Source organism: Sphaerisporangium rufum (assembly GCF_016863395.1).
GTDB lineage: Bacteria > Actinomycetota > Actinomycetes > Streptosporangiales > Streptosporangiaceae > Sphaerisporangium > Sphaerisporangium rufum.
In genome coordinates this window covers 39,458-60,697 of the sequence record NZ_BOOU01000076.1, presented here as the reverse complement: position 1 = coordinate 60,697, position 21,240 = coordinate 39,458, and the positions used below count along the sequence as shown (strand labels likewise).

15 protein-coding genes are annotated in these 21,240 nt (G+C 74.6%); 10 read left to right on the top strand and 5 right to left on the bottom strand.

What is annotated here, in order from left to right:
- Window positions 1-138: 138 nt before the first annotated feature.
- Window positions 139-774: an ATP-binding protein gene (locus Sru01_RS27860; protein WP_239137788.1), complete on the bottom strand. Its 636-nt coding sequence runs from the start codon at window positions 772-774 to the stop codon at window positions 139-141.
- Window positions 775-910: 136 nt separating this feature from the next.
- Between Sru01_RS27860 and Sru01_RS27855 the strand changes: the two genes are divergently transcribed.
- The 3 genes from Sru01_RS27855 (at window position 911) to Sru01_RS27845 (ending at window position 4,336) form a co-directional block, all read left to right on the top strand.
- Window positions 911-2,488: an NsdA family TPR-like regulatory protein gene (locus Sru01_RS27855; protein ID WP_203991587.1), complete on the top strand. Its 1,578-nt coding sequence runs from the start codon at window positions 911-913 to the stop codon at window positions 2,486-2,488.
- 157 nt (window positions 2,489-2,645) lie between these two features.
- Complete coding sequence (gene bioB, locus Sru01_RS27850) at window positions 2,646-3,707, top strand: biotin synthase BioB (RefSeq protein ID WP_203991584.1); 1,062 nt, start codon at window positions 2,646-2,648, stop codon at window positions 3,705-3,707.
- Window positions 3,708-3,865: 158 nt separating this feature from the next.
- On the top strand, window positions 3,866-4,336 hold the full coding sequence (locus Sru01_RS27845; RefSeq protein ID WP_203991581.1) for a hypothetical protein: 471 nt from the start codon (window positions 3,866-3,868) through the stop codon (window positions 4,334-4,336).
- Between the two features lie 100 nt (window positions 4,337-4,436).
- On the opposite strand, the gene Sru01_RS27840 is transcribed toward Sru01_RS27845, so the two are convergent.
- The gene (locus Sru01_RS27840; RefSeq protein WP_203991578.1) at window positions 4,437-6,002 is read right to left on the bottom strand and encodes a PucR family transcriptional regulator; all 1,566 of its coding nucleotides are present in this window, start codon (window positions 6,000-6,002) and stop codon (window positions 4,437-4,439) included.
- 170 nt (window positions 6,003-6,172) lie between these two features.
- Here Sru01_RS27840 and Sru01_RS27835 point away from each other — a divergent pair, with 170 nt between their 5' ends.
- From Sru01_RS27835 to Sru01_RS35950, 4 genes are all read left to right on the top strand, one after another.
- Complete coding sequence (locus tag Sru01_RS27835) at window positions 6,173-7,117, top strand: oxamate carbamoyltransferase subunit AllH family protein (protein ID WP_203991575.1); 945 nt, start codon at window positions 6,173-6,175, stop codon at window positions 7,115-7,117.
- Between the two features lie 62 nt (window positions 7,118-7,179).
- Window positions 7,180-8,622, top strand: a complete 1,443-nt coding sequence (locus Sru01_RS27830; protein WP_203991572.1) for an AllF/FdrA family protein — start codon at window positions 7,180-7,182, stop codon at window positions 8,620-8,622.
- Window positions 8,619-10,001, top strand: coding sequence for a YlbE family protein (locus Sru01_RS27825; protein ID WP_203991569.1), 1,383 nt, complete (start codon window positions 8,619-8,621; stop codon window positions 9,999-10,001). The genes Sru01_RS27830 and Sru01_RS27825 overlap by 4 nt, the downstream gene beginning before the upstream one ends.
- Window positions 10,002-10,141: 140 nt before the next feature.
- Window positions 10,142-12,808 carry a serine/threonine-protein kinase gene (locus Sru01_RS35950; protein WP_239137787.1) on the top strand — a complete coding sequence of 889 codons (2,667 nt, stop codon included), beginning with the start codon at window positions 10,142-10,144 and terminating at the stop codon, window positions 12,806-12,808.
- Between the two features lie 132 nt (window positions 12,809-12,940).
- Here Sru01_RS35950 and Sru01_RS27815 read toward each other — a convergent pair whose 3' ends face one another.
- Window positions 12,941-14,569 carry a metallophosphoesterase family protein gene (locus Sru01_RS27815; protein ID WP_203991566.1) on the bottom strand — a complete coding sequence of 543 codons (1,629 nt, stop codon included), beginning with the start codon at window positions 14,567-14,569 and terminating at the stop codon, window positions 12,941-12,943.
- A 238-nt stretch (window positions 14,570-14,807) separates the two neighbouring features.
- Window positions 14,808-16,409, bottom strand: coding sequence for an FAD-binding oxidoreductase (locus Sru01_RS27810; protein WP_203991665.1), 1,602 nt, complete (start codon window positions 16,407-16,409; stop codon window positions 14,808-14,810).
- Window positions 16,410-16,576: 167 nt separating this feature from the next.
- On the opposite strand from Sru01_RS27810, the gene Sru01_RS27805 reads away from it, so the two are divergent.
- From Sru01_RS27805 to Sru01_RS27795, 3 genes are all read left to right on the top strand, one after another.
- Entirely contained in the window at window positions 16,577-18,160 is a 1,584-nt protein-coding gene (locus Sru01_RS27805; RefSeq protein ID WP_203991563.1) for a glycerol-3-phosphate dehydrogenase/oxidase, read from the top strand.
- Between the two features lie 306 nt (window positions 18,161-18,466).
- Window positions 18,467-19,387 (top strand): sucrase ferredoxin, encoded by a 921-nt coding sequence (locus Sru01_RS27800; protein ID WP_203991662.1) that lies wholly within the window; start codon window positions 18,467-18,469, stop codon window positions 19,385-19,387.
- A 116-nt stretch (window positions 19,388-19,503) separates the two neighbouring features.
- Window positions 19,504-19,815 (top strand): WhiB family transcriptional regulator, encoded by a 312-nt coding sequence (locus Sru01_RS27795; RefSeq protein ID WP_093171423.1) that lies wholly within the window; start codon window positions 19,504-19,506, stop codon window positions 19,813-19,815.
- Between the two features lie 212 nt (window positions 19,816-20,027).
- Here Sru01_RS27795 and rsgA read toward each other — a convergent pair whose 3' ends face one another.
- Entirely contained in the window at window positions 20,028-21,128 is a 1,101-nt protein-coding gene (rsgA, locus tag Sru01_RS27790) for a ribosome small subunit-dependent GTPase A (protein ID WP_203991560.1), read from the bottom strand.
- Between the last annotated feature and the right edge of the window lie 112 nt (window positions 21,129-21,240).

The following is a 21,240-nucleotide window of genomic DNA, read 5'->3' as shown; positions in this document are numbered from 1 at the left end:
GTAAGCCGGGGTCGGCACCCGGGGCAAACGGGGCCCACCCGTGGTGACCGGCCGATGGCCGTGGACGACAACGCCCCCCGGCGATCCGCCCTACGCACCACCAGGCGCCTGATGGGATCCGCCCACGATCAACCGGGGTCACCGCCCATGGCGTACCAGATACGCCCAGACGCGGTGGCCGCCCGCGGGTGTTCCTTGGACGCCCGCCCGCCTGGCGATCGCGGCCACGATGGCAAGCCCGCGACCGTTCTCCGCGAACGAGCCGCCCTGCGACGCGGGCCCCCCGAAGCGCGGGACATGGTGACCGCCCAGGTCGTGCACGGCGATCAGCAGGCTGTCCCCGACCGGCGTCTGGCCGGCCGGCAGATGGGTGATCTCTATGGTGAAGTGGCCGCCGGGACACCCGCTTCGGGTATGTCGTAGCGCGTTGCCCGCGAGTTCGCCGACGATCAGTTCGGCGTCGTCGGTGGACGGCGTGCCCTCCAGCAGGAAGCGGGCGAACCGCCGAGCCGCCGCCGCCTGGTCCGGCGTGCCGGGAAACACCCGCCGCCACAGCAGCGGTTCCGAACCCGGCAGGCCGGGCGCCGCTACTCGCGAACGACGATGCGAACGATCAGTGCCTGAAGGTGGCACGGCAAGGCGGGCTTGCCCGTTCTCGGGGTCGGAAGACATGGACATGGCCCAGAACCATGGCGGGCCGGTGACCATCTGCCGATCCCACCCGCCGGCGAACCGGCCATCCACCCCTGAGCCACCTCTGACCTTGGCGAACACCCGATCTCAGGTGGCCATCACCTGCCGGCCACCAGCCGAGACCCCTCAAGTTCGTCATTCTCGGTAGCCGATCGATCACTCATCGCATAACATCCGCTCATTCGGAAACGCGTTCGAGCCGGGAGGCGGGGCGGCCATGCCAGGCGAAGGTGCGCACACGCTGCTCGAATGCCGGCGGCGCAGCGCGGCACTGCGTGCGTTGGGGTATGACTTCGAGCAGATCGCCGACCTGTTCTCGGTATGCCACGACGCCAGCCCGCTGCGCGTCCATCGGTACGCCTACGGCTTCACCGCCGCCGAAGCCGCCGCGCGCTACAACGATCTGGACCCGGCCGGTACCGCCGCGCTGCGCGAGTCCCGGCTGTACGAGTTCGAGCATTGGCCGCAGCGCGGCATGCGGCCCACGGCGCACACCATCGCGCTGTTCGCCCGGGGCTACCGAACGGCGGCCCGCCGCCTGGTCAGCGATCAGGTCTATGCCTCCTACACCGTCCGGGACCGCGACCTCATCGACCGTACGGACCATCGTCCCCTTCCGGCACACCGGCCTGCCGGCGTCCCAGTCCGGCCGGTCGGCCATGCCACGATGGACGGGGAAGCAGCACGTCCGGCGTTCCCGGCCCCGGCGGCCAAGGAGTGCGCGGCACTGCTGCGCGCCCTCGGAGCCGAGGAGGCCGATGTGAAGCGCCGCGATCTGCTCTTCGAACTGGCCCTGGCGCTCGGTGGCACCCCCGCGTTGGTCTTGCTGCGCCATCTCTCGCCGCCCGAGCAGGACCGGCTGGCCGTCGCGGTGCGGGCCACCGCCCGGGTGGACGGCGCGACCGTGGAGGTCATCGAGAAGCTCGCCGCCCGGTGCCGCCGGCTGGACGACGACTTCGGCCCGGCGAAGGTGCTGCCGACCGTGGCCGGGCAGCGTGCCCTGGTCACCGACCTGCTACGCCGCGAGACCTTGCTGCCCGGCCTGCGCCACCGGTTGGTCCGCGCCTACGCCGAGCTGAGCCAGCTCGCCGGCTGGCTGCACCACGACCTGCTCGACCACGCCGGGGCCCGGAGCCGCTACCGGGAAGGGCTGGCGGCGGCGCACGAGATTCGCGACCCCACCTTGATCGCCTACCTGCACACCTGCCTGGCGAACATGGCGCGCTTCCAGGGACAGGGCGGGGAGGCCCTGGACCACATCTACGCCGCCCAGGGCTGGGCGACGCACAGCCCCAGTCCGCTGTTCCGCTCCCTGCACGCCGTCGACCTGGCGCGCATCCTGGCCATGAACGGCGACGCGGCGGGCAGCGAACGCGCGCTCTCTCGCTCGCTCCTGCTGGCCGGTCAGCCGCGTCACGAAGCCGACCCCGCCTACCTGTACTGGTGGACGGCCCACGGCGTGGAGCGGCACACCGCGTCCTGCATGCTCGCGCTGCGACGCCCCGACGAGGCGATCGCGTCCGCCGAACGGGCGTTGACCGGGCCGATGCGCAAGCCCGCCCGCGGCGGCACCCTCCTCCGGTACGCCGGTGCCCTGATCCAGAAGCGCGAGATACCCGGCGCGACCGAGAAGATTCGCGAGGCGGCCCGGATCACCGTCGCGCACAGCTCCGGCCGGCTGACCGACTCCGTACGCCAGTCCCACGCACGCCTGCGCCCATGGACGGACAACAAGCACGTCCAAGCCCTGGACGAGGAACTCCGCGCCCTGCGCCTCATCCCGGCCCGGCCATGATCCCCGCCAGTGGCGGTCCACCTGGACGGCCTTGAGAGCTTGGCCATAGGGGTCACGTGGCGGCCCGGCCGATGCCGATGGCGGAGCCGCCGGCCGTGGTCGAACGCGACCATTCTGTCCCGGTCCGGGCGTTCACCGCTGTGCCAGGATCGTTGGCATGAGCCCCTTCATGAAGCTGGCCGGCAAGGCCATCGCCCGCGAGTCCATCACCCGCGAGGAGGCGCTGTCGGTGCTGCGCAGCGACGACGGTGAGATCCTCGAGGTGATCGCCGCCGGGCACCGGGTCCGCCGCCACTACTTCGGCAACCGGGTGAAGCTGAACTACCTGGTGAACCTCAAGAGCGGCCTGTGCCCGGAGGACTGCGGATACTGCTCGCAGCGGTCGGGCTCGCAGGCGGACATCCTCAAGTACACCTGGCTCAAGCCGGACGAGGTCCTGTCGGTCACCGCGGCGGGCGTGGCCGGCGGCGCCAAGCGGGTCTGCCTGGTCGGCAGCGGCCGGGGGCCCACCGATGGCGACGTCGAGCGGGTGTCGCGCACCATCGAGGCGATCAAGGAGCGCCATCCGGATGTGGAGGTCTGCGCCTGCCTGGGGTTCCTCTCCGATGGCAAGGCCGAACGCTTACGCCAGGCGGGCGCCGACGCCTACAGCCACAACCTCAACACCGCGCGCGCCAACTACGGGAACATCTGCTCTACGCACGACTTCGACGATCGGGTGGACACGGTCACCCAGGCCAAGGCGGCGGGGATGTCCCCGTGTTCCGGGCTGATCGCCGGGATGGGCGAGCGCGACGAGGACCTGGCCGACGTCGCGCTGGCGCTACGGGAGCTCGACGTGGAATCGGTCCCGGTCAACTTCCTGATCCCGTTCCAGGGCACGCCGCTGGCCGGCGAGTGGCGGCTCACCCCGAATCGTTGCCTGCGCATCCTGGCCATGGTGCGACTGGTGCATCCGGACGTCGAGGTGCGGGTGGCCGGCGGCCGGGAGCTGCACCTGCGCACCCTGCAGCCGCTCGCCCTGTATCTGGCGAACTCCATCTTCCTGGGCGACTACCTGACCAGCGAAGGGCAGGAGGGGCATCTCGACCTGAAGATGATCGAGGACGCCGGCTTCGTCGTGGAGGGTGCCGGCGAACGGACGTTGCCCGAGCACCGGTTCGGCGACGTCCGGTCGCGCAAGCGCGGCGCCGGCACGGACCTGCCGGCCAACGCCTGAGCCGCGCCGCCGAGACCGCCGGGCCGCCGGGCCGCCGGGCAGATGCTGTGCCGGTACACCGGCCGGCCGGCGTCCAGGTCGACCGGCCATTGGATTACGAGTGGAGACCTGAGACGATCAGACGTTGATCAGAACGTGTTCTGAGATACGCTCGTGGAGTGAGCACCAGCCATGCTGACGCGGTGACCTTCTCTGACCTGTCCAGAAATCCTCGGGCGGTCGCCGAGCGCGCGGCGCGCCTGGGCCGGGTGCGGGTCACGCATCGCGACGCTCCCGACTTCTACCTGACCGCGGCGGACCGGGAGGAGGAACGCGAACGGACGCTGGCCACGGCATCCCGGCTGTTCCTTGCGTTGATCAAGCATGATCCGACCGCGCGTGCGCTGGTCATCGCCATGCCTGAAGTCTTTCCCTGGGTTCGCCACCTGTCCTCGGACGAACTTCGCGCCTTCACGCTGGAGCTGGTCGAAGCTCTCTCCGACGCGGCCGAACTGGAGGTCGACGCGACCCTCCAGGAGGTCATCGCGGGCTGGCGGGCCACCGCCCGGATCAAGGCCGATCCTGCTCGGTACGCCGAGGCTCGCCGGCCCACGAGCGGGGACTTCGGGCCGGTGCAGGTTTCACCATGAGCCCGAAGCGCGGAGATCGAGTGACGCTGCCGCCGTCCGATGACGAGTGGGACGTCCGGTTCGGCACCAGCGACGCGGTCAGAGGCTCGCTCATCCGCGGTCAGATGCCGCGCATGCGGAGGACGTGGAGGGCGAGGGTGAGGTTGAGGCGGAGGTGGGCGTCCTCGGTGAAGTTGCCGAGTAGGCGTTCCAGCTTGCCGATCCGGTAGCGCAGCGTGTTGTAGTGGAAGTGCAGGCGGCGGGCGGTCTCGGCGACGTTCAGGTTGGTCTCCAGCAGCACTTGCAGGGTGCGCCGCAGGTCGGCGTTCTCCGCGTCGTCGTCCAGCGCCAGCGGGCCCAGGGTCTCCCGGACGAAGGCGTGCAACTCGGCGGTGTCGTTGACCAGGGTCAGCAGCCGGTACACCCCGAGCTCGTCGAAGTGGGCCGCGGCGCCGGCGCCGTGCAGTTGCCGGCCCACGCGCGCGGCCTTGAGCGCCTGGCCGTAGGCGTCGCGGAGCGAGTCCGGGCCGTCGGCGACCCGGCTGATGCCGGTGGAGAAGCTGGCCGGGCCGCTGTCGGCGAACGCGGTCACCGCGTCCCGGGTCAGCCGGCCGAGATCCACCCCGGAGCCGACGATCGCGACGACCTCGTGGGAGAAACCGGCCAGCGCGCCGCGCGGGTCGTGCCGGCGCAGCGCGGCGATCCAGGCGTTGAGCAGCCGGTCGGGCGGCACCTCGTGGTCGGGGTCGATCTCGGCGACGACGACGTTGGACGGGCGTTCCAGGTCCCAGCCGAAGGCGCGGGCGCGGGCGGCGACGCGCGGGCCGCCGCGGCCGGTGATGACGTCGCGCAGGAAGTCGGCCCGGTACTTGCTCTCGACGGCGGTGACCGCCTCCTGCCGGGTGACCACCAGCGCGGCCACGGTCGCCGCGCGTTCCAGGATGCCGATGTCGCCCTCCTGGACGGCGCCGGCCGGGGTGCGGGCGACGATCCGCCCGTGGTGGTGCCCGCCGGCGACGACCGGGACGACGGTGTAGTCGCCGCCGGAGCGGGCCGGGACGGCGGCCGCCATCGGCGGGTCGCCGGCCGCGGCGAGCACCCGCCCGGCCGGGTCGAGCACCGCGACCGAGGTGGCGAGCAGCCCGGCGACCTCGGCCACCACCTCGCCGAGCCCGCCGCCGGCCAGCACGATCTGCACCAGCGCCCGGTGCGCCTCCTCGGCCCGGGCCAGCAGCGCGGCCTGCCGGTTGAGGATGTCGGTGAGCACCTGGTTGAGGATGTCGTCGAAGCCGACGTCGTTGGGCAGCAGGATGAGCGGGAAGCCGAGCCGGTCGGCCTGCTCGACCATCTCGGCGGGCAGCTCGTCGAGGTACCGGCCGAGCTTGATGCCGAGTGCGGCCAGGCCGCGCTCGTCGAGGTCGGCGACCAGCCGGCCGAGCGACTGGGGGGTGTTGCGCAGCGGGTAGCCGGTGGTCAGCAGCAGCTCGTGCGGCTTGACCCAGGCCAGGATGTCGGGGACCTCCATGACGTTGAGACGCTGGACGATGCGGCCTATCCCGCCGGCTCCGCCGATCAGGCGGGCCCCGGCCAGGGTGGAGACGCCGAGCACCTCCCCCACCGACAGCCCGTGGATGATGGTGCCGGTGGAGGACGCGCGCATCGCGGGGGGTGACGGATCAGCGGTCATGCCGGATGCTCCAGGGTGAAACGTCGTTTGAGTGATTCTGACGGAGCAACTGTCTGTCAACAAGAGCCAACTCCGCAGTGAACTGTTGGCATCTTTCTCCGTACGGCCGGTCCGCATGACCTGCCTACGGTCTCCGTGGACCGAGGGGGAGGCACGGAGTGACAACGGGCATGCGGACGGTACGGGCGCAGCGACCGCCGGCACGGAGGAAGGCGTTCGGCGCGGCGAGCGTGGCGCTGCGGCCGGTGCTGGAGGCGGCGCGGCAGCCGGCCCGAGTGCTCGCGGCCTTTCCGCAGGTGGTCTACCTGGAGGTCCGCACCGACCTTGAGCCGTCGGTCGTCGCGGTGGTGACCGGCGCGGCGACCCGGCTGCCGAACGCGGTCGTGGTGGACGCGCTGCCCGCGACCGGCGCCGGGGAGGACGCTGCGGTGGGCGACGGCGCGGTGGAGCTCGGCCGGGTGACGGTGGGGGTGCGCCGCTGGTGGGACCCGGCGCCGCCGCTCGGCCCGGTCCAGGCTCCCGCGCTGGCGGCGATGCTGCCCGCCTACGACGCGGCGTGCCGGGGGACCGGCCGCGGCACCGGCATCGACCCGGCGGGCGCCGGCGCGCTGCTGGCCGCCGGCTGCGCCCGCGGGTCGCTGCTGGATGCGATCACCGCCGCCGAGCGGCTGATGGGGCTCGGCCCCGGGCTCACCCCGAGCGGGGACGACATGCTGGCCGGGCTGCTGGTGGCGCTGCGGCACCTGGGTGCGGCGACCGGCGCCGGCCGCGCGGTGTGGGTCGCCGACTGGCTGGCCGCGACGGTCGCGTTCGACGCCGCCACCCGGACCACCATGATCTCGGCCGCGCTGCTGCGCTGCGCCGCCCGGGGCGAGGCCTGCGCGGAGGTGCTCGCGGTGCTGCGCGGCCTGGCCGGGCGCGGACCGCTGGAGCCGGCGGTGCGGCGGCTGCTCTGCGTCGGGCACACCTCGGGCGCCGACCTGGCCTGGGGGCTGCGGGCCGGCGCCGCGGCGGTGCTGGCCCTCGGCCGGCCGGCCCCGGGCCCGCCGCCCGGCCCGCCGGCGGGCCTCAAGCGGCTGGAACGCCCGGGCGCGGGGGTACCGACCAGCAGGTAGGCGGCCGGCGGGGCGGCCGCACGACGGGTGGAGGAAGGCATGGAACGAGCGGGGGCCGTCCGTTGACCGGCACCGATCTGGTGGAGGTCCGGGCGGGGGTGTACCACGACTCGGTGAGCCTCATGCGGCTGAGCCGGGCGCTGGGCGACCGGCCCGGCGTCGAGGTGGCGATGGTCGCGATGGCGACCGCGCTCAACGTCGGGCTGGCGCGCGACGCGGGGTTCGCGGTGCCGCAGGCCGGCCCGTCCGACCTGCTGGTGGCGGTGCGGGCGGACACGGCGTCGGCGCTGCGCGAGGCGGCCGCGGAGCTGGACCGGCAGTTCGCCGCGCTGGCCATGGCCGGCCGGTCGGCGGCGACGGCGGCCGAGCGGGCACCGCGCACCACCCGGGCCGCGACCCGGACGTTCGAGGCGACGCTGGCGCTGGTGTCGGTGCCCGGCGAGCACGCCTTCGCCGAGGCGCTGGACGCCGTCGAGGCCGGGCTGTCAGTGATGATCTTCAGTGACAACGTCCCGGTCGAGCAGGAGGTGCTACTCAAGGAGCGGGCCGGCGAGCGGGGCGTGCTGGTCATGGGGCCGGACTGCGGCACCGCCGTGGTCGGCGGCGCCGGGCTCGGCTTCGCCAACGTGCTGCGGCCCGGCCCGGTCGGCCTGGTGGCCGCCTCCGGCACCGGCGCCCAACAGATCACCTGCCTGCTGGACCACGCGGGCACCGGCGTCAGCCACGTCCTGGGGGTGGGCGGGCGTGACCTGTCGGCACAGGTGGGCGGGCGCTCCACGCTGGCCGCGCTGGACGCGCTGGACGCCGATCCGGCCACCGAGCTGATCGTGCTGGTGGGCAAGCCGCCCGCGCCCGAGGTGGCGGCCCGGGTGCGCGCGGCGGTCGCCGGACTGGCCACCCCGGTGGTGACCGCCATGCTGGGCGACGGCCCCGGCGATCTGACCACGGCCGCCGAGCGCGCGCTGGCGGCGCTGGGCCGCCCGGTGCCGGACTGGCCGTCGTGGCCGAACCCGGACCGCCCGAACCGAGACCGGCCGGACGCGGAGGACCGGCCGGACACGGACCGGCCGGACACGGACCGGCCGGGGGCGGTGGGGCTGTGCGGCCTGTACGCGGGCGGCACGCTGTGCGAGGAGGCGCGGCTGGTCGCCGGCACCGACACCTTCACCGACTTCGGCGCCGACGAGTACACCCTCGGCCGGGCGCACCCGATGATCGACCCGACCGTCCGGCTGGCCGCGCTGCGCCAGGCGTCGGGGGTGGTGCTGCTGGACGTGGTGCTCGGGCACGCCGCCGAGCCCGACCCGGCCGCCGCGCTGGTCCCGGCGGTCGAGGAGGTCCGCGCGCGGGGTACCGCCGTGGTGGTGGCGCTGGTCGGCACCGCCGCCGACCCGCAGGACCTGCACCGGCAGGCCGAGGCGCTGCGTTCGGCCGGCGCGTCGGTGTTCCTGTCCAACGCGGCCGCCGCCCGGCACGCCGCGCGCCTGACCGGGAGTGACTCGTGACGCTGCCCCTGCTCGACGGCGAGCCGCGGGTGATCACCGCGGGCGCCTCCGTACTCGCCGAGGCCCTGGACCGGCAGGCGGTGCCCCGGCTGGGCGTCGACTGGCGCCCGCCGCTGCCGGGCACCGTAGAGGCGCTGGCCCGGGTGCTGGCCGACCCGCGCCGCGCCCGTGCCAACGAGATCGCGGTGGGCCGCATGCTGTCGGCCCGGCCGCGGCTGTCCGGAGTGCGCCCGGCGCGCGAGGTCCTGGACCTGCCGCCGGGAACGTTCCTGCACGCCGGGCCGCCCATCGAGTGGGAGCGCGCCTCCGGGCCGCTGCGCGGCGCGCTCATCGGCGCCGCCGTGTTCGAGGGCCTGGCGGCCGACGCGCCGGAGGCGGAGCGGTTGCTGGCGTCGGGCGCGGTGGCGCTGGACTCCTGCCACCACCACCGCACGGTCGGCCCGATGGCCGGGGTGGTCAGCCCGTCCATGTGGATGTTCGAGGTCGTCGACGCCGAGCACGGCGGCACCGCGTACTGCTCGCTCAACGAGGGGCTGGGCAAGGTGCTGCGGTACGGCGCCTACGGCGCGGAGGTGATCGAGCGGCTGCGCTGGATGGGCGAGGTGCTCGGCCCGGTGCTGGCCGCGGCGCTGGCGATCAGCGGCCCGGTGGACCTGCGGTCGATGATCGCCCAGGCGCTGCAGATGGGCGACGAGCTGCACAACCGCAACCGCGCGGCCACCTCGCTACTGGTCCGCGAGCTGGCGCCGGCCATCGTCGACGCGGCGCCGCGGCACGCCGCCGAGGTGCTCCGGTTCATCAACGGAAACGATCATTTCTTCCTGAACGCCGGCATGGCCGCCGGGAAGGCGGGCGCGGACGCGGCCCGCGACGTGCCCGGCTCGTCGATGGTCGTGGCCATGGCCCGCAACGGCACCGATTTCGGCATCCAGGTCTCCGGGCTCGGCGACCGCTGGTTCACCGGGCCGGCCGGGGTTCCGGACGGGCTCTATCTCGGCGCCTTCGGCCCGGACGACGCCAATCCCGACATCGGCGACTCGACGATCACCGAGACCTCCGGGCTCGGCGGGTTCGCCATGGCGGCGGCGCCGGCGATCGTCCGCTTCGTCGGCGGTGACGTGGCGGACGCGGTGGCCGCCACCGGGTCGATGTACGAGATCACGCTGGCCGAGCATCCGGCGTACCAGATCCCCGGGCTGGGGTTCCGCGGCACGCCCACCGGGATCGACGTGGCGCTGGTGGCGCGGACCGGGTCGCTGCCGGTCGTGAACACCGGCATCGCCGGCCGGGTGGCCGGGACCGGGCAGGTCGGCGCGGGTCTGGTCAGCCCGCCCGCCGAGGCCTTCACCAGCGCCCTCGCCGCACTTGCGGACAGCTAAATATTCAACCAATACCTCTTGACCGGCTTTTGACCCTAATATCGGTGACCAGTCTCATTGTGCGATGTTGCTCACACACGCTGTACATGATCGAGAATTCGCCGGGATGCCGCGCACAGGCGTGAATTGGGGACCGAGGTATGACGAACGACCGGCCGATCGGGAGGGCGCCCTCGGCGAGTGCGGGCGAAGATCAGCTGGACCGGGCCGGGCAACCTCCCGCCGGGCAGGGACGCCTGGTGGGCCGCCGGTACCGGCTGGTGTCACCGGTGGGCCGCGGCGGCATGGGCATGGTGTGGCACGCCCACGACGTGCTGCTCGACCGGGACGTCGCGGTCAAGGAACTGATCCTGCCCTACGGTCTGGATCACGCCGGCAAGCAGGTGGCCCACCGCCGGATGCTGCGCGAGGCCCGTTCGGCGGCCCGGCTCAGCCACCCCGGCATCGTGACGGTGCACGACGTCGTCGAGGAGGACGGCCGGCCGTGGATCGTCATGGAGCTGGTGCGGGCCTGGTCGCTGGAGCAGGCCGTGCGGCAGAGCGGGCCGCTGCCGGTGGCTCAGGCCGCCGAGATCGGCGTGCGGGTGCTGGACGCGCTGCGCCACGCGCACGCGGCCGGCATCCTGCACCGGGACGTCAAGCCGGGCAACGTGCTGCTCACCGCGGACCGGGTGGTGCTCACCGACTTCGGCATCGCCGCCATCGAGGGTGACGTCACGATCACCCAGACCGGCCTGCTGATGGGCTCCCCCGCCTACATCCCGCCGGAGCGCCTGCAGGGCCGCCCGATCACGCACGCCGCCGACCTGTGGTCCTTCGGCGCGACGCTCTACGCCGCCGTGGAGGGCCGCCCGCCCTACGAGGGGCCGGACGCGGTGGCCGTGCTCGGCGCGGTGCTCACCCAGGAACCGAACCGCCCGCAGCGCGCCGGAGCCCTGCTGCCGGTCATCGAGGGCCTGCTGCGCAAGAACCCCGCCGACCGGATGCCGGCCGCCCAGGCCGCCGAGATGCTGGAGCGAGTGCTGCACGCGCACGGCGGCGGCACCGCCGGCCGGGCCGGCGACCGGCCGCCCGCCACGCCGCTGCCCACCCGGGCCGACCCGACGCCGATGGGCATGCTGCCGCCGCTGGACCCGCCGTCCGGGCCGCTGCCCTCCCGCATCGTCGAGACGCCGTCCGGCCCGGTGCGCGTCCCGTTCGACCTCGCCGCCGCGGGCACCTCGCCGGTGCACGACGTGCTCGCCGACCCACCCCGGCCGGTCGCCCCAGACGCGCCGAACGGCCCGGAGGGGCCGCGGACCGGCGTCCTGTACGACGCCCTCGGCGGCCCTTCGGGCCCGTACGGCGTCCCCGGCCCGGGGGCCGGGGTGGCCGGCGGGCCGGAGGGGCCGCAGACCGGGATGCTCTACAGCTCGTTCACCGGGCCCCAGCCCGCTCCCGGCCTCCAGCCCGCTCCCGGCCCGCGGACGGGGCCGCAGACCTGGGCGGGTACCGGACCCCAGGCCGGGCCGCACACAGGACCGCCCACAGGACCGCACACCGGTCCGCACACCGGTCCGCACACCGGACTAACCGCCGGGTCGCACGCGGGCGCGTACCCAGGACCTGCGGCCGGGCCGTACGCGGGTCCGCACACCGGACCGCACGCAGGAGCTCACGCCGGCGGCCCGCACACCGGGCCGCACACCGGGCCGCACGCAGCAACTCAAGCCGGCGGCCCGCACACCGGGCCGCACGCCGGGCCGTGGACCGGTCCGCAGGGCGCGCCGCAGGGCTGGGCCCGAACCGCGGGTGCCGCGCCGGCATCGGGCGAGGCCACCGGCGCGCGCGGCCCGGACGCCGGCCGCCCGGGCGGCGGGTCCGGCCAGCCCCTGGGCTCGACCGGAGAGTGGACCCGGCCGGTGCCCTCGCTGGCCGACGCGGTGACCGACCTGGGGGACGTCTCGGGCACCCCGTCCGGGCGGCTGATCCAGGCGCTCGGCGTCAGCCGGCCCTCCCCTGCCGGGCAGGCGGCCGGGTGGCCGGTCGCCGGACGACCCGCGTCCGGACCGGCGGAGACACCCGGCGACCGCGCGCGGCGCCGGCTCGCCGAGGAACCGGACGACGACGAGCGCGAGGGGCGCTCGCCGCTGCTGCTCACCGTGGCCGGAGTCGGCGTGGTCGGCGTGGCCGCCGCGCTGGCCTTCGTGCTGTGGCCGACCGGCTCCCCGCCCACCGATGACGTCGCGGCGCCGCCGGCCGCCGCCACCGCCCCGACCGCGCGGGCCCTGGCCGGTGCCACCGACCCGGGCGATCCCGGTGCCGCCGGGGACACCGGGGACGGCGCGGCGGGTGACCCGGCCGCCGAGACCCTCGCCGCGTCCGAGCCGCCCGCCGACTTCCGCGAGCACACCGAGGCGGGCGTCACCGTGGCGGTGCCCAAGGACTGGACGGTGTCCGCCTCGGCCCAGGCGGTCACCTACAACGGGCCGAAGGGGTCGGGCCGCCGCGTCCAGGTGCGCAAGGTGACGCCGACCACCGATGGCGGGCTCGCCACGCTGACCCGGGCCAAGGACGAGACGACGCTCGCCGACTACGCCCAGGTCCGGCTGGAGTCCTCGCCGTTCGGGAAGTTCCGTTCCAGCGTCTGGGAGTACACCTACTCCGCGTTGAACGGCTCGACCACCCACGCGGTCACCCGGCACATCACGGTCGGCTCCGACCGTGCCTACGAGGTCACCGTCACCGCGCCGGACGCCGAGTGGGATCAGGCGGAGAATCGGCGGCTGCTGTCGGTGCTGTGGAGCGACTTCAAGGTCAGCGGCTGACCCCTTCAGCGGCCGGACTCAGGTGGCTGCCCGTTCGGGGGCCGGGCTCCTTGGCGGCCGAGATTCTCGGCGACCGAATCCCGGTGGGGGCAGCGAGCACCTCGGACGCGAGTCCTTCGGTGGTGCCGCCGGTCAGCCGCCCGCGGCCGGCGGGGACAGCGGGATGGCCACCTCGTCCTCCATCGGCGGTTCGAGTTCCTGAGGGCGGCAGCCGGTGGCGGCGAAGCAGCGGATGCGCAGCGTGCCGTCCCGCACCGACAGGTGCAGGAAGTTCTTGAAGAACGGCGGGGTGTCCCAGTCGGACAGCTCGGAGAACCATCGGTGGAAGGTGCGCCCCACCGGCAGCCGGAACGGCATCGGCCGGCCGCCGAGGACGGCGGCGGCCAGCTTCAGCCGGGTGGTGATCCGGGCCGGCCGGGCGGCCGACCCGGGCGCCCCGCACCGCTCCGGCGGGGAGGCCGGGACCGGTCCGGGGGGCGTGGCGGGAGCGGCGGTCGTGCCGTGGGTGGCGGCGGTGCCGACCGGGCGCGGCGGGGTGTTGCCGATCCGCCGGGACATCAGCAGCAGCCCCTCGTCTGGGGTGATCTTCAGCCACGGCATGCGGAACCGGGTCGCGTAGAGTTGGCTGTAGAACGACAGCGAGTCGCCGCGCAGCGGGTAGCACTTGAAGTCGTCCTCGTGCACCCCGCCCGCGTCCACCCGCGGGATGGTGTGCGTGGCGTGCATGAACGCGCCGCCGCCGCCGGAGACGATGTACTGGATCACCCGGTCGCCGACCCGCACCGGGTAGCGCTGGTAGTTGTGGGTGTCGCCGCCGATGGCCGCCACGTAGTTGTGCGCCGGGTCGCGGACGATGTCGTCCACCGTGCCGCCGCCCTCGATCGGGCAAGGGTGGTACTCGTTGCGGTCGTAGATCGGCTTGCCGGTGATCAGGATCTTGGGCCGGGGGTCGGCGGAGACCCGGCGCAGCCAGGCCGCCTGGCCGGCGTCGATGGTGCCGCGGATGCCGGTGTCGATGCCCACCAGCAGCAGGCCCGGCAGGTCCATCACCCAGTACGGTCCGGGCTGGACGGCCCGCTGGCCGGGGCGGGCGCGCCGCTGCCCGGCCTTGGCCAGCCGGTCCTCGTCGATCGGCTCCGGCCGGCGCCACAGCAGCCCGCGCAGCCCGGCCGGGGAGAGCGAGAACCCCTGCCGCTCGGCCTGCAGCGCCGGCGCGTCGCAGAACACCCGCATGAAGCCGCCGAGGCCGTCGTACCAGTCGTGGTTGCCGGGAACGGCGTAGATGGGTGCGGGATAGTCCTGGTAGGGGCGGAAGAACTTGTCGTCGTAGTCGCCGGCCGCGCCGGTGGGGTAGATCACGTCGCTGGCGATGACCGCGAAGGCGGTGCCTTCGCCGATCTTCAGCAGGCCGGGCACCACCGCGTACTGCGAGGCGTCGCCCTCGCCGGTGTCGCCGATGACCAGGAAGTCGTACGCCTCTCCCACCTTGGGCCTGATCCGGAAGTCGGGGTCGGCGCCGGACTCGCGGCGGGCGGCCACCCAGCGCCGCCGTACCTGGTCGGAGGGGTCGCCGAACAGCTGGGCGAGGATCTCGTTGCGCGACCGCCACAGCACCTTCGGGCTCAGCCATGAGAAGCCGCGCCGGTCCGGGCGCAGTTCCTGGAACGTGCCCGGTTGCCGGCACGACCAGCCGGCCCCGCGCTCCGACACCCGGGACGAGGCCCGCCTCCCGCGTTCGGCGGCGTGTACGACATCGACCATGTCCCTATCTTTGCCGTGATCTTGGGGAATCGCACACGGTACGGCGGAATCGCCCAAGATCAAGGCCGGCCGGCACCGCATCCGGCGGCCCGCTGGGGCCGGTCGGCGACATTGTGGACAGGGACGCGCCACCGGATCCACGGGCCCATCGAGGTATCCCCCTTGGCTACCGGCGAGGGCACGTGACCGCGGGACTCGGAGTCCAGGGGATCGAAGCGCCCGCTCGCCGGCGGCACCGTCAGGGGATCAGCACGCCCGGGTTGAGGATGCCCGCCGGGTCCAGCCGCTCCTTGACGGCGCGCAGGATCTCCACGCCCAGCTCGCCGATCTCGGTGGCGTACGCGGCGCGGTGGTCGCGGCCCACCCCGTGGTGGTGGGAGATCGTGCCGCCGGCCTCGACGATCGCCGCGTTCACCCGCCGCTTGGCGTCCTCCCACTGGGCGACCGGGTCGGCCGCCTGGGCGGTGACCACGGTGAAGTAGAGCGACGCGCCGGCGGGGTACACGTGCGACACGTGGCACATCACCAGCGGCGCCGCGCCCGGCCCGTCGCCCGGCCCGTCGACTGGGCCGAGCGCCGCGCCGAGCGTCGTGCGCACCGCGTCGTACAGCCGGGGCAGCGCGGACCAGAAGCCGGCCGTCTCCAGCGTCTCCACCGTCGCCCCGGCCGCGAGCAGCGAATCACGCAGGTAGGGCGCCTGGTAGCGGCCGCGTGCCCACGCCTGGCCCGGCTCGGTGCCGAGCGGGACGCCGCCGAGCCCGGACAGCACGGCGGCCGCGCCCGCGCGCCGGTGGGCCACGTCCTGCGCGGTCCCCTCGTAGCCGGCGACGGCCAGGCAGCCCTGGCCGCCCGGGGCGCCACCGATCTCGGCCGGCCTGGCCAGGCCGACGAGCGTCTCGGTCTCGTCCGACAGGCGCAGCACCGTCGGCAGCGGTCCGTGCTGGGCCAGCCGGCGCAGCGCAGCGGTGCCGGCGGCGAAGTCGGGGAAGCGCCACCCCTCGTACACCCGCTCCGCCGGGGCCGGCCGCACCCGCAGGCGCAGCGAGGTGATCACTCCGAACGCGCCCTCCGAGCCGAGGACGAGCTGGCGCAGGTCCGGCCCGGCCGCCGATCTCGGCGCCCGGCCGAACTCCATGGTGCCGCGCGGGGTGGCCACCGTGACGCCCATCACCATGTCGTCGAAGCGGCCGTACCCGGCGGAGGCCTGGCCGCTGGAGCGAGCGGCGGCGAACCCGCCGAGGGTCGCGTACTCGTAGGACTGCGGGAAGTGGCCGAGGGTGAACCCGTGGCCGGCCAGCAGGTGCTCGGCCCGCGGGCCGCGCAGCCCGGGCTCGCAGTCGGCGACCATCGACTCGGGGTCCACCGAGAGCAGCCGGTCCAGCCGGGCCAGGTCCAGGGCGACGACGCCGGCGAAGCCGTCCCGGTCGGCGGCCAGGCCGCCGACCACCGAGGTGCCGCCGCCGAACGGCACCACCGCGACCCGGTGCCGCGCGCAGGCGTCCAGCACCGCCAGCACCTCCTGGTGCGAGCCGGGCAGCAGCACCGCGTCCGGGGCCGCCGACCCGTCGCCGGCGCGGATGCGCAGCAGGTCGGGGGTGGACTTGCCCCGGGTGTGCCGGACGCGGGCCTCGGCGTCGGAGCGCAGGTGATCGGGTCCGACGATCCCGCCCAGCTCGGCGAGCACCGGCTCGGCCAGCGTGACCGGCGCCAGCCGGACCTCGCCGAGGGCCGCCGCCGGGCGGGCCGGCTCGCGGACGCCGAGCAGGTCGCGCAGCAGCCCGCGGACCGGCTCGGGCAGGTCGGCGGCCAGGGCCGGGTCGCCCCACCCGGACCAGTTCATCTCTTGGGCGGCGATGTCGGGGATCTCCACGCCCTACACTTTGACACGCCGGGGCCGAACATTGTTCGGGGACCCCCATCGGAGAGCCGCGCCACTCCCTGGCAAAACAGGATCTCCGGCCGGGTCCTACGGTGTCCCGGCCGGCCTTCCGTTCGAGAGGACGCTCGATGACCTCCTCCGCCGATCCTTTCCCCGGCGGGCCCGTTCCGGGTTCGTCGCTGAACGCCGCCCGCCGGGCCCGCGAGCTGGCCGAGGCACGCCAGGAGGTGGCCGACCTGCTGGTCGTCGGGCTCGGCGCCACCGGCGCGGGCGTCGCGCTGGACGCCGCCGCCCGCGGGCTGTCGGTGGTGGCGGTCGACGCCCACGACCTGGCGTTCGGCACGTCGCGGTGGAGCTCCAAGATGATCCACGGCGGGCTGCGGTACCTGGCCAGGGGCCAGGTGGGGGTGGCGATGGAGAGCGCGGTGGAGCGCGACACGCTGCTGCGCCGCACCGCGCCGCACCTGGTGACCGCCCAGCCCTACCTGCTCCCGCTGACCTCCGGCGTCTCCCCGGCGCAGGCCGCGACCGTGATGGCCGGCTACCGGCTGGGCGACGCGCTGCGCGCCGCGGCGGGCACGCCGCGGCGGGCACTGCCCGGCCCGTCGCGGATCCCGGCGGCGCGGGCCCGCGCGCTCGCCCCGGCGCTGCGCGGCGCCGGGCTGCGCGGGGCGCTGGCCTCGTTCGACGCGCGGGTGGTGGACGACGCCCGGCTGGTGGTGGCGATCGCCCGCACCGCGGCCGCGCACGGCGCCCGGGTGCTCACCCGGGTGCGCGCCCTGGCGCTGGCCGGCGACGGCGCGGAGGCCCGCGACGAGCTGACCGGGGAGGTCTTCACGCTGCGCGCCCGCCGGGTGGTGAACGCCGCCGGGGTGTGGGCCGGCGGGCTGACCTCGTCGGTGTCGCTGCGGCCCTCGCGCGGCACGCATCTGGTGCTGCGGCCGGGGGCGCTGGGCGACCTGCGCGCCGGCCTGCACGTGCCGATCCCCGGGAAGGGCGCGCGGTTCGTGCTGGTGCTGCCGCAGCCGGACGGCCGGATCTACGTGGGCCTCACCGACGAGCCGGTGGACGGGCCGATCCCGGACGTGCCCGAGCCGCCGGCCGCGGACGTGGCCTTCCTGCTGGACGTGCTCGGCTCGGTGCTGGCCGAACCGCCCGGCCCCGCCGACGTGGCGGGCGCCTACGCGGGCCTGAGACCGCTGCCGGCCGGCGCGGGGAGCACCGCCGACCTCTCCCGCCGCCACCGGGTGGTGATCGCGCCGGACGGCGTGGTGACCGTCGTCGGCGGCAAGCTGACGACCTACCGGCGGATGGCGCAGGACGCGGTGGACGCCGCCTTTCCCGCCGCGCCCTCCAGCCGGACCGCGCGGCTGCCCCTGGTCGGCGCCCGGACACCGTCCGGGCCGTCCGGACCGTCCGGGCCGGACGTGCGGGGCGTGCCGGCCCGGCTGGTCGAGCGGTACGGCGCCGAGGCGGCCGCGGTGTACGCCCTCGGCCGTGAAGGCCTGGTGGGGGCCGTGGAGGCGCTGCCGCTCGGGGTGAGCGTGGCCGAGCTGGTGTGGGCGGTCCGCCACGAGGGCGCGCTGTCGGCCGGTGACCTGCTGGACCGGCGCACCCGGATCGGCCTGGTGGACGCGGACCGGGCCGCCGCGCTACCGGCCGCCGAGCGCGTCCTGCACGAGCACGGCCTGCCCGAGCACGGCCTGAGCTGAGCTCCTGGGTTGAGCTCCTGAGTCGAACTCCTGAGTCGAGCCGGGCCGGGCCGGCGATCCGGGCCGGGCCGGCGATCCGGGCCGTGCGTGCCACGACGGGTCCAGGCGGCCGGTTGCCGCCCGCCCCCCGTAGCGGCCGCGCGCGGTTGCCCGCAACCGGTCCGGCGGAATCGGCGGGTGAGAGATCTCACACCCCGGCGGCCGCATGACCGCCGCCGGAACGGACACTCCGCAAACCTGGATAACGCACACGTCGATGGAGGCCGTTAGGTTAGTCTTACCTAAGTGAGAGGGGAGGACAGCGTGATGATCGACCGGCGGCGCGGGTGTGAGCACCCCCCCGGATGCCATACCGGGCAGGCGCCCACCCTGGCCAGCGCCACGACCAAGGCGCGGCGCTGGCTGCTCGTCGAGCACGCCGGCCCCTGGGCGGCCGATGTGGCGGGCAGCGAGCTGCCGGCCACGGCGCGCGCGCTGGTCGACAGGGCGGCCTCGCTCGGGGTGCGGACCCAGCTGATCCGGCGGCCCGGGCACCGCGAGCGGGCGGGCCGGACGGCGGGCCGGCCGGTGCGCGTCATGGTCGCCGATACCACGGCCGAGATTCCGTGGATCGCCGAGGGGCACGTGGAGCACCCTGACGATCTTGACCTGGGCGCGCTCGTGCGCGGAGTGGTTCCCGAGTCCTGCATACTGATGAAGGAACCGGTGTTCCTGGTCTGCACGCATGCGAAGCGCAACGCGTGCTGTGCCCGACTCGGTCTTCCCATCGCGCGGGTTTTGGGTGAGAGCCTGCCGGGAAGAGTGTGGGAAACCACGCATGTTGGCGGCGATCGATACGCCGCCAACCTCGTATGCTTGCCACACGGGCTTTACTACGGCAGCATGTCTCAGGCTGCCGCGATCGCGGTGGCAAACGCGTACCGGAGCGGCGGGCTCGTTCTCGACCGCTACCGGGGGCGCGCGGGCATCCCTGAGCCATCGCAGGCCGCCGAGCATTTCGTCCGGGCACATACGGGCGAGCTCTCGGTCGGTGGAGTGGCCGTGGAATCCACCAGGTCGGAAGGTGATGTCACCGAGGCGGTCGTCCGTCACGGGGACGTGCGGTTCCGGATCGTGATCGAGCGGACGGCGTTCGCGCCGTGCGGCACGGCGTGCGCCGATTCGGTCATGACGTACCGGGCGCTCGCGCTGGAGCAGATCCAGTGCGGCACACCCGTTCTGACCTAGGGCTCCTCCCGGAGCCGGGAACACCACGGGCTATACCGGCGTTGGCATTAGGGACGTCACAAGCGTCCAAAGCGGCACAAACACCGGATTACCTATCTCACCTAAGGTGGTTTCTCATGTCTCAGGTACGTCGGCAGATCGCCCGCCCGCGGCCCAGCTGGGGTTGGCAGGATGACGCCGCGTGCCGGGGAGAGGACCTCGTGCTGTTCTTCGGGCCTGACGGCGAGCGTCAGCCGGAGCGGGACATCCGCGAGCGCAAGGCCAAGGCCATCTGCGCCCAGTGCCCGGTCCGCGCCGAGTGCCTGGACTACGCCCTGTCGCGGCCGGAGAAGTACGGCACCTGGGGCGGGCTCAACGAGGACGAGCGCGCGTCCGAGCGCCGCCGGCGCATGCGGCGGGCCGCCAGCGCCGGCATCAGCGCCGCCTGACCCTCCACCGGCACGCATCTTCGGGGATCGTGCGGCTTTTCCGCTCCTGTACGCCTCCAGGGCCGCAATTGCCGCACGATCGGCCGGGTGCCGTCCCTGCCGCGGACGGCACCCGACATTCCCCGGCCGGCAGAGATCTCCCTCCCCCGCACGCCCCGCCGCGATCCACCGGCCTCACCGCCCGCGGCGGGGCTTCGTCATGCCGCCCCCGGCTAGGGCCGGCTCTGGCCGCGCATCGACTTGTGGATCGTCTTCCACCGGCGCCGCTCCTCGGCGCGCAGCCGGGCGTCCGACCGCCGGGCGATCCACGCCGCCTCGCGCTGCAGCTTGCGCCAGCTGTCCAGCCGCCGCTCCGGCAGCTCGCCGGACTCCACCGCGGCCAGCACCGCGCAGCCCGGCTCCCCCGCGTGCCCGCAGTCGCCGAACCGGCAGCCGGCGGCCAGCTCCTCGATGTCGGAGAAGGCCAGGTCCACGCCCTGGCTCATCTCGTACATGCCGATCCGCCGGATGCCCGGGGTGTCGATGACGATGCCGCCGCCGGGCAGCGCGATCAGCTCGCGGTGCACCGTGGTGTGCCGGCCCCGGCCGTCGCCGGCCCGGACCTGCTGGGTCTCCATCACCTCCCGGCCGGCCAGCGCGTTGACCAGGGTGGACTTGCCGGCGCCGGACGCGCCGAGGATCACCGCGGTCCGGGTGCCGGCCAGATGGGAGCGCACCAGGTCGACGCCCTCCCCGCTGACCGAGCAGACGGCGTGCACGGCGGCGCCCGGCGCGGCGGCCGCCACGTCGTCGAGCAGCCCGGGCAGGTGCTCGCCGATGAGGTCGGCCTTGGTGACCAGCACCACCGGTTCGGCGCCGCTCTCCCAGGCCAGCGCGAGCAGCCGCTCGATCCGGCCCAGGTCGGCGAAGTCGGTGGCGTGCAGCGCCGGCTCGGCGATGAACACCACGTCGACGTTGGCGGCCAGCACCTGCCCCTGGGAGTCGCCGGACAGGCCGTGCCGGGACACCCGCCCGACGCCGCCGCGCACCAGGGAGGTGTGCCGGGGCAGGATCGCGGCCAGCTCGTGGCGGCCTTCGGGCAGGACGGTGAGCGCCGCCCAGTCGCCCACACAGGGCAGGTTCACCGGGTCGGCGGCGGCCGCGCGGCGCAGCGGCGCGGCGTACTGGGCGTGGTGGTGGCCGCCGGCCGCGATGACGTCGGCGGCGCCGCGGTCCACCCGGGCCACCCGGGCCGGGACGGCACCGGGCGGTAGATCGCCGGCACGGGACTCGTGCCAGCCGAGCAGGGACAGGTCGAGACCGGGAACGGTCACTGTCGGGCACCCTTCGGAGAAGGCCGGGTGCCGCGGCCTCAACGCCTGGCGGTCACCCGGAGGGAGAAAACGGACTTGGGCATGCTCAGAAAGGCCCGCATAGTCCTCACCT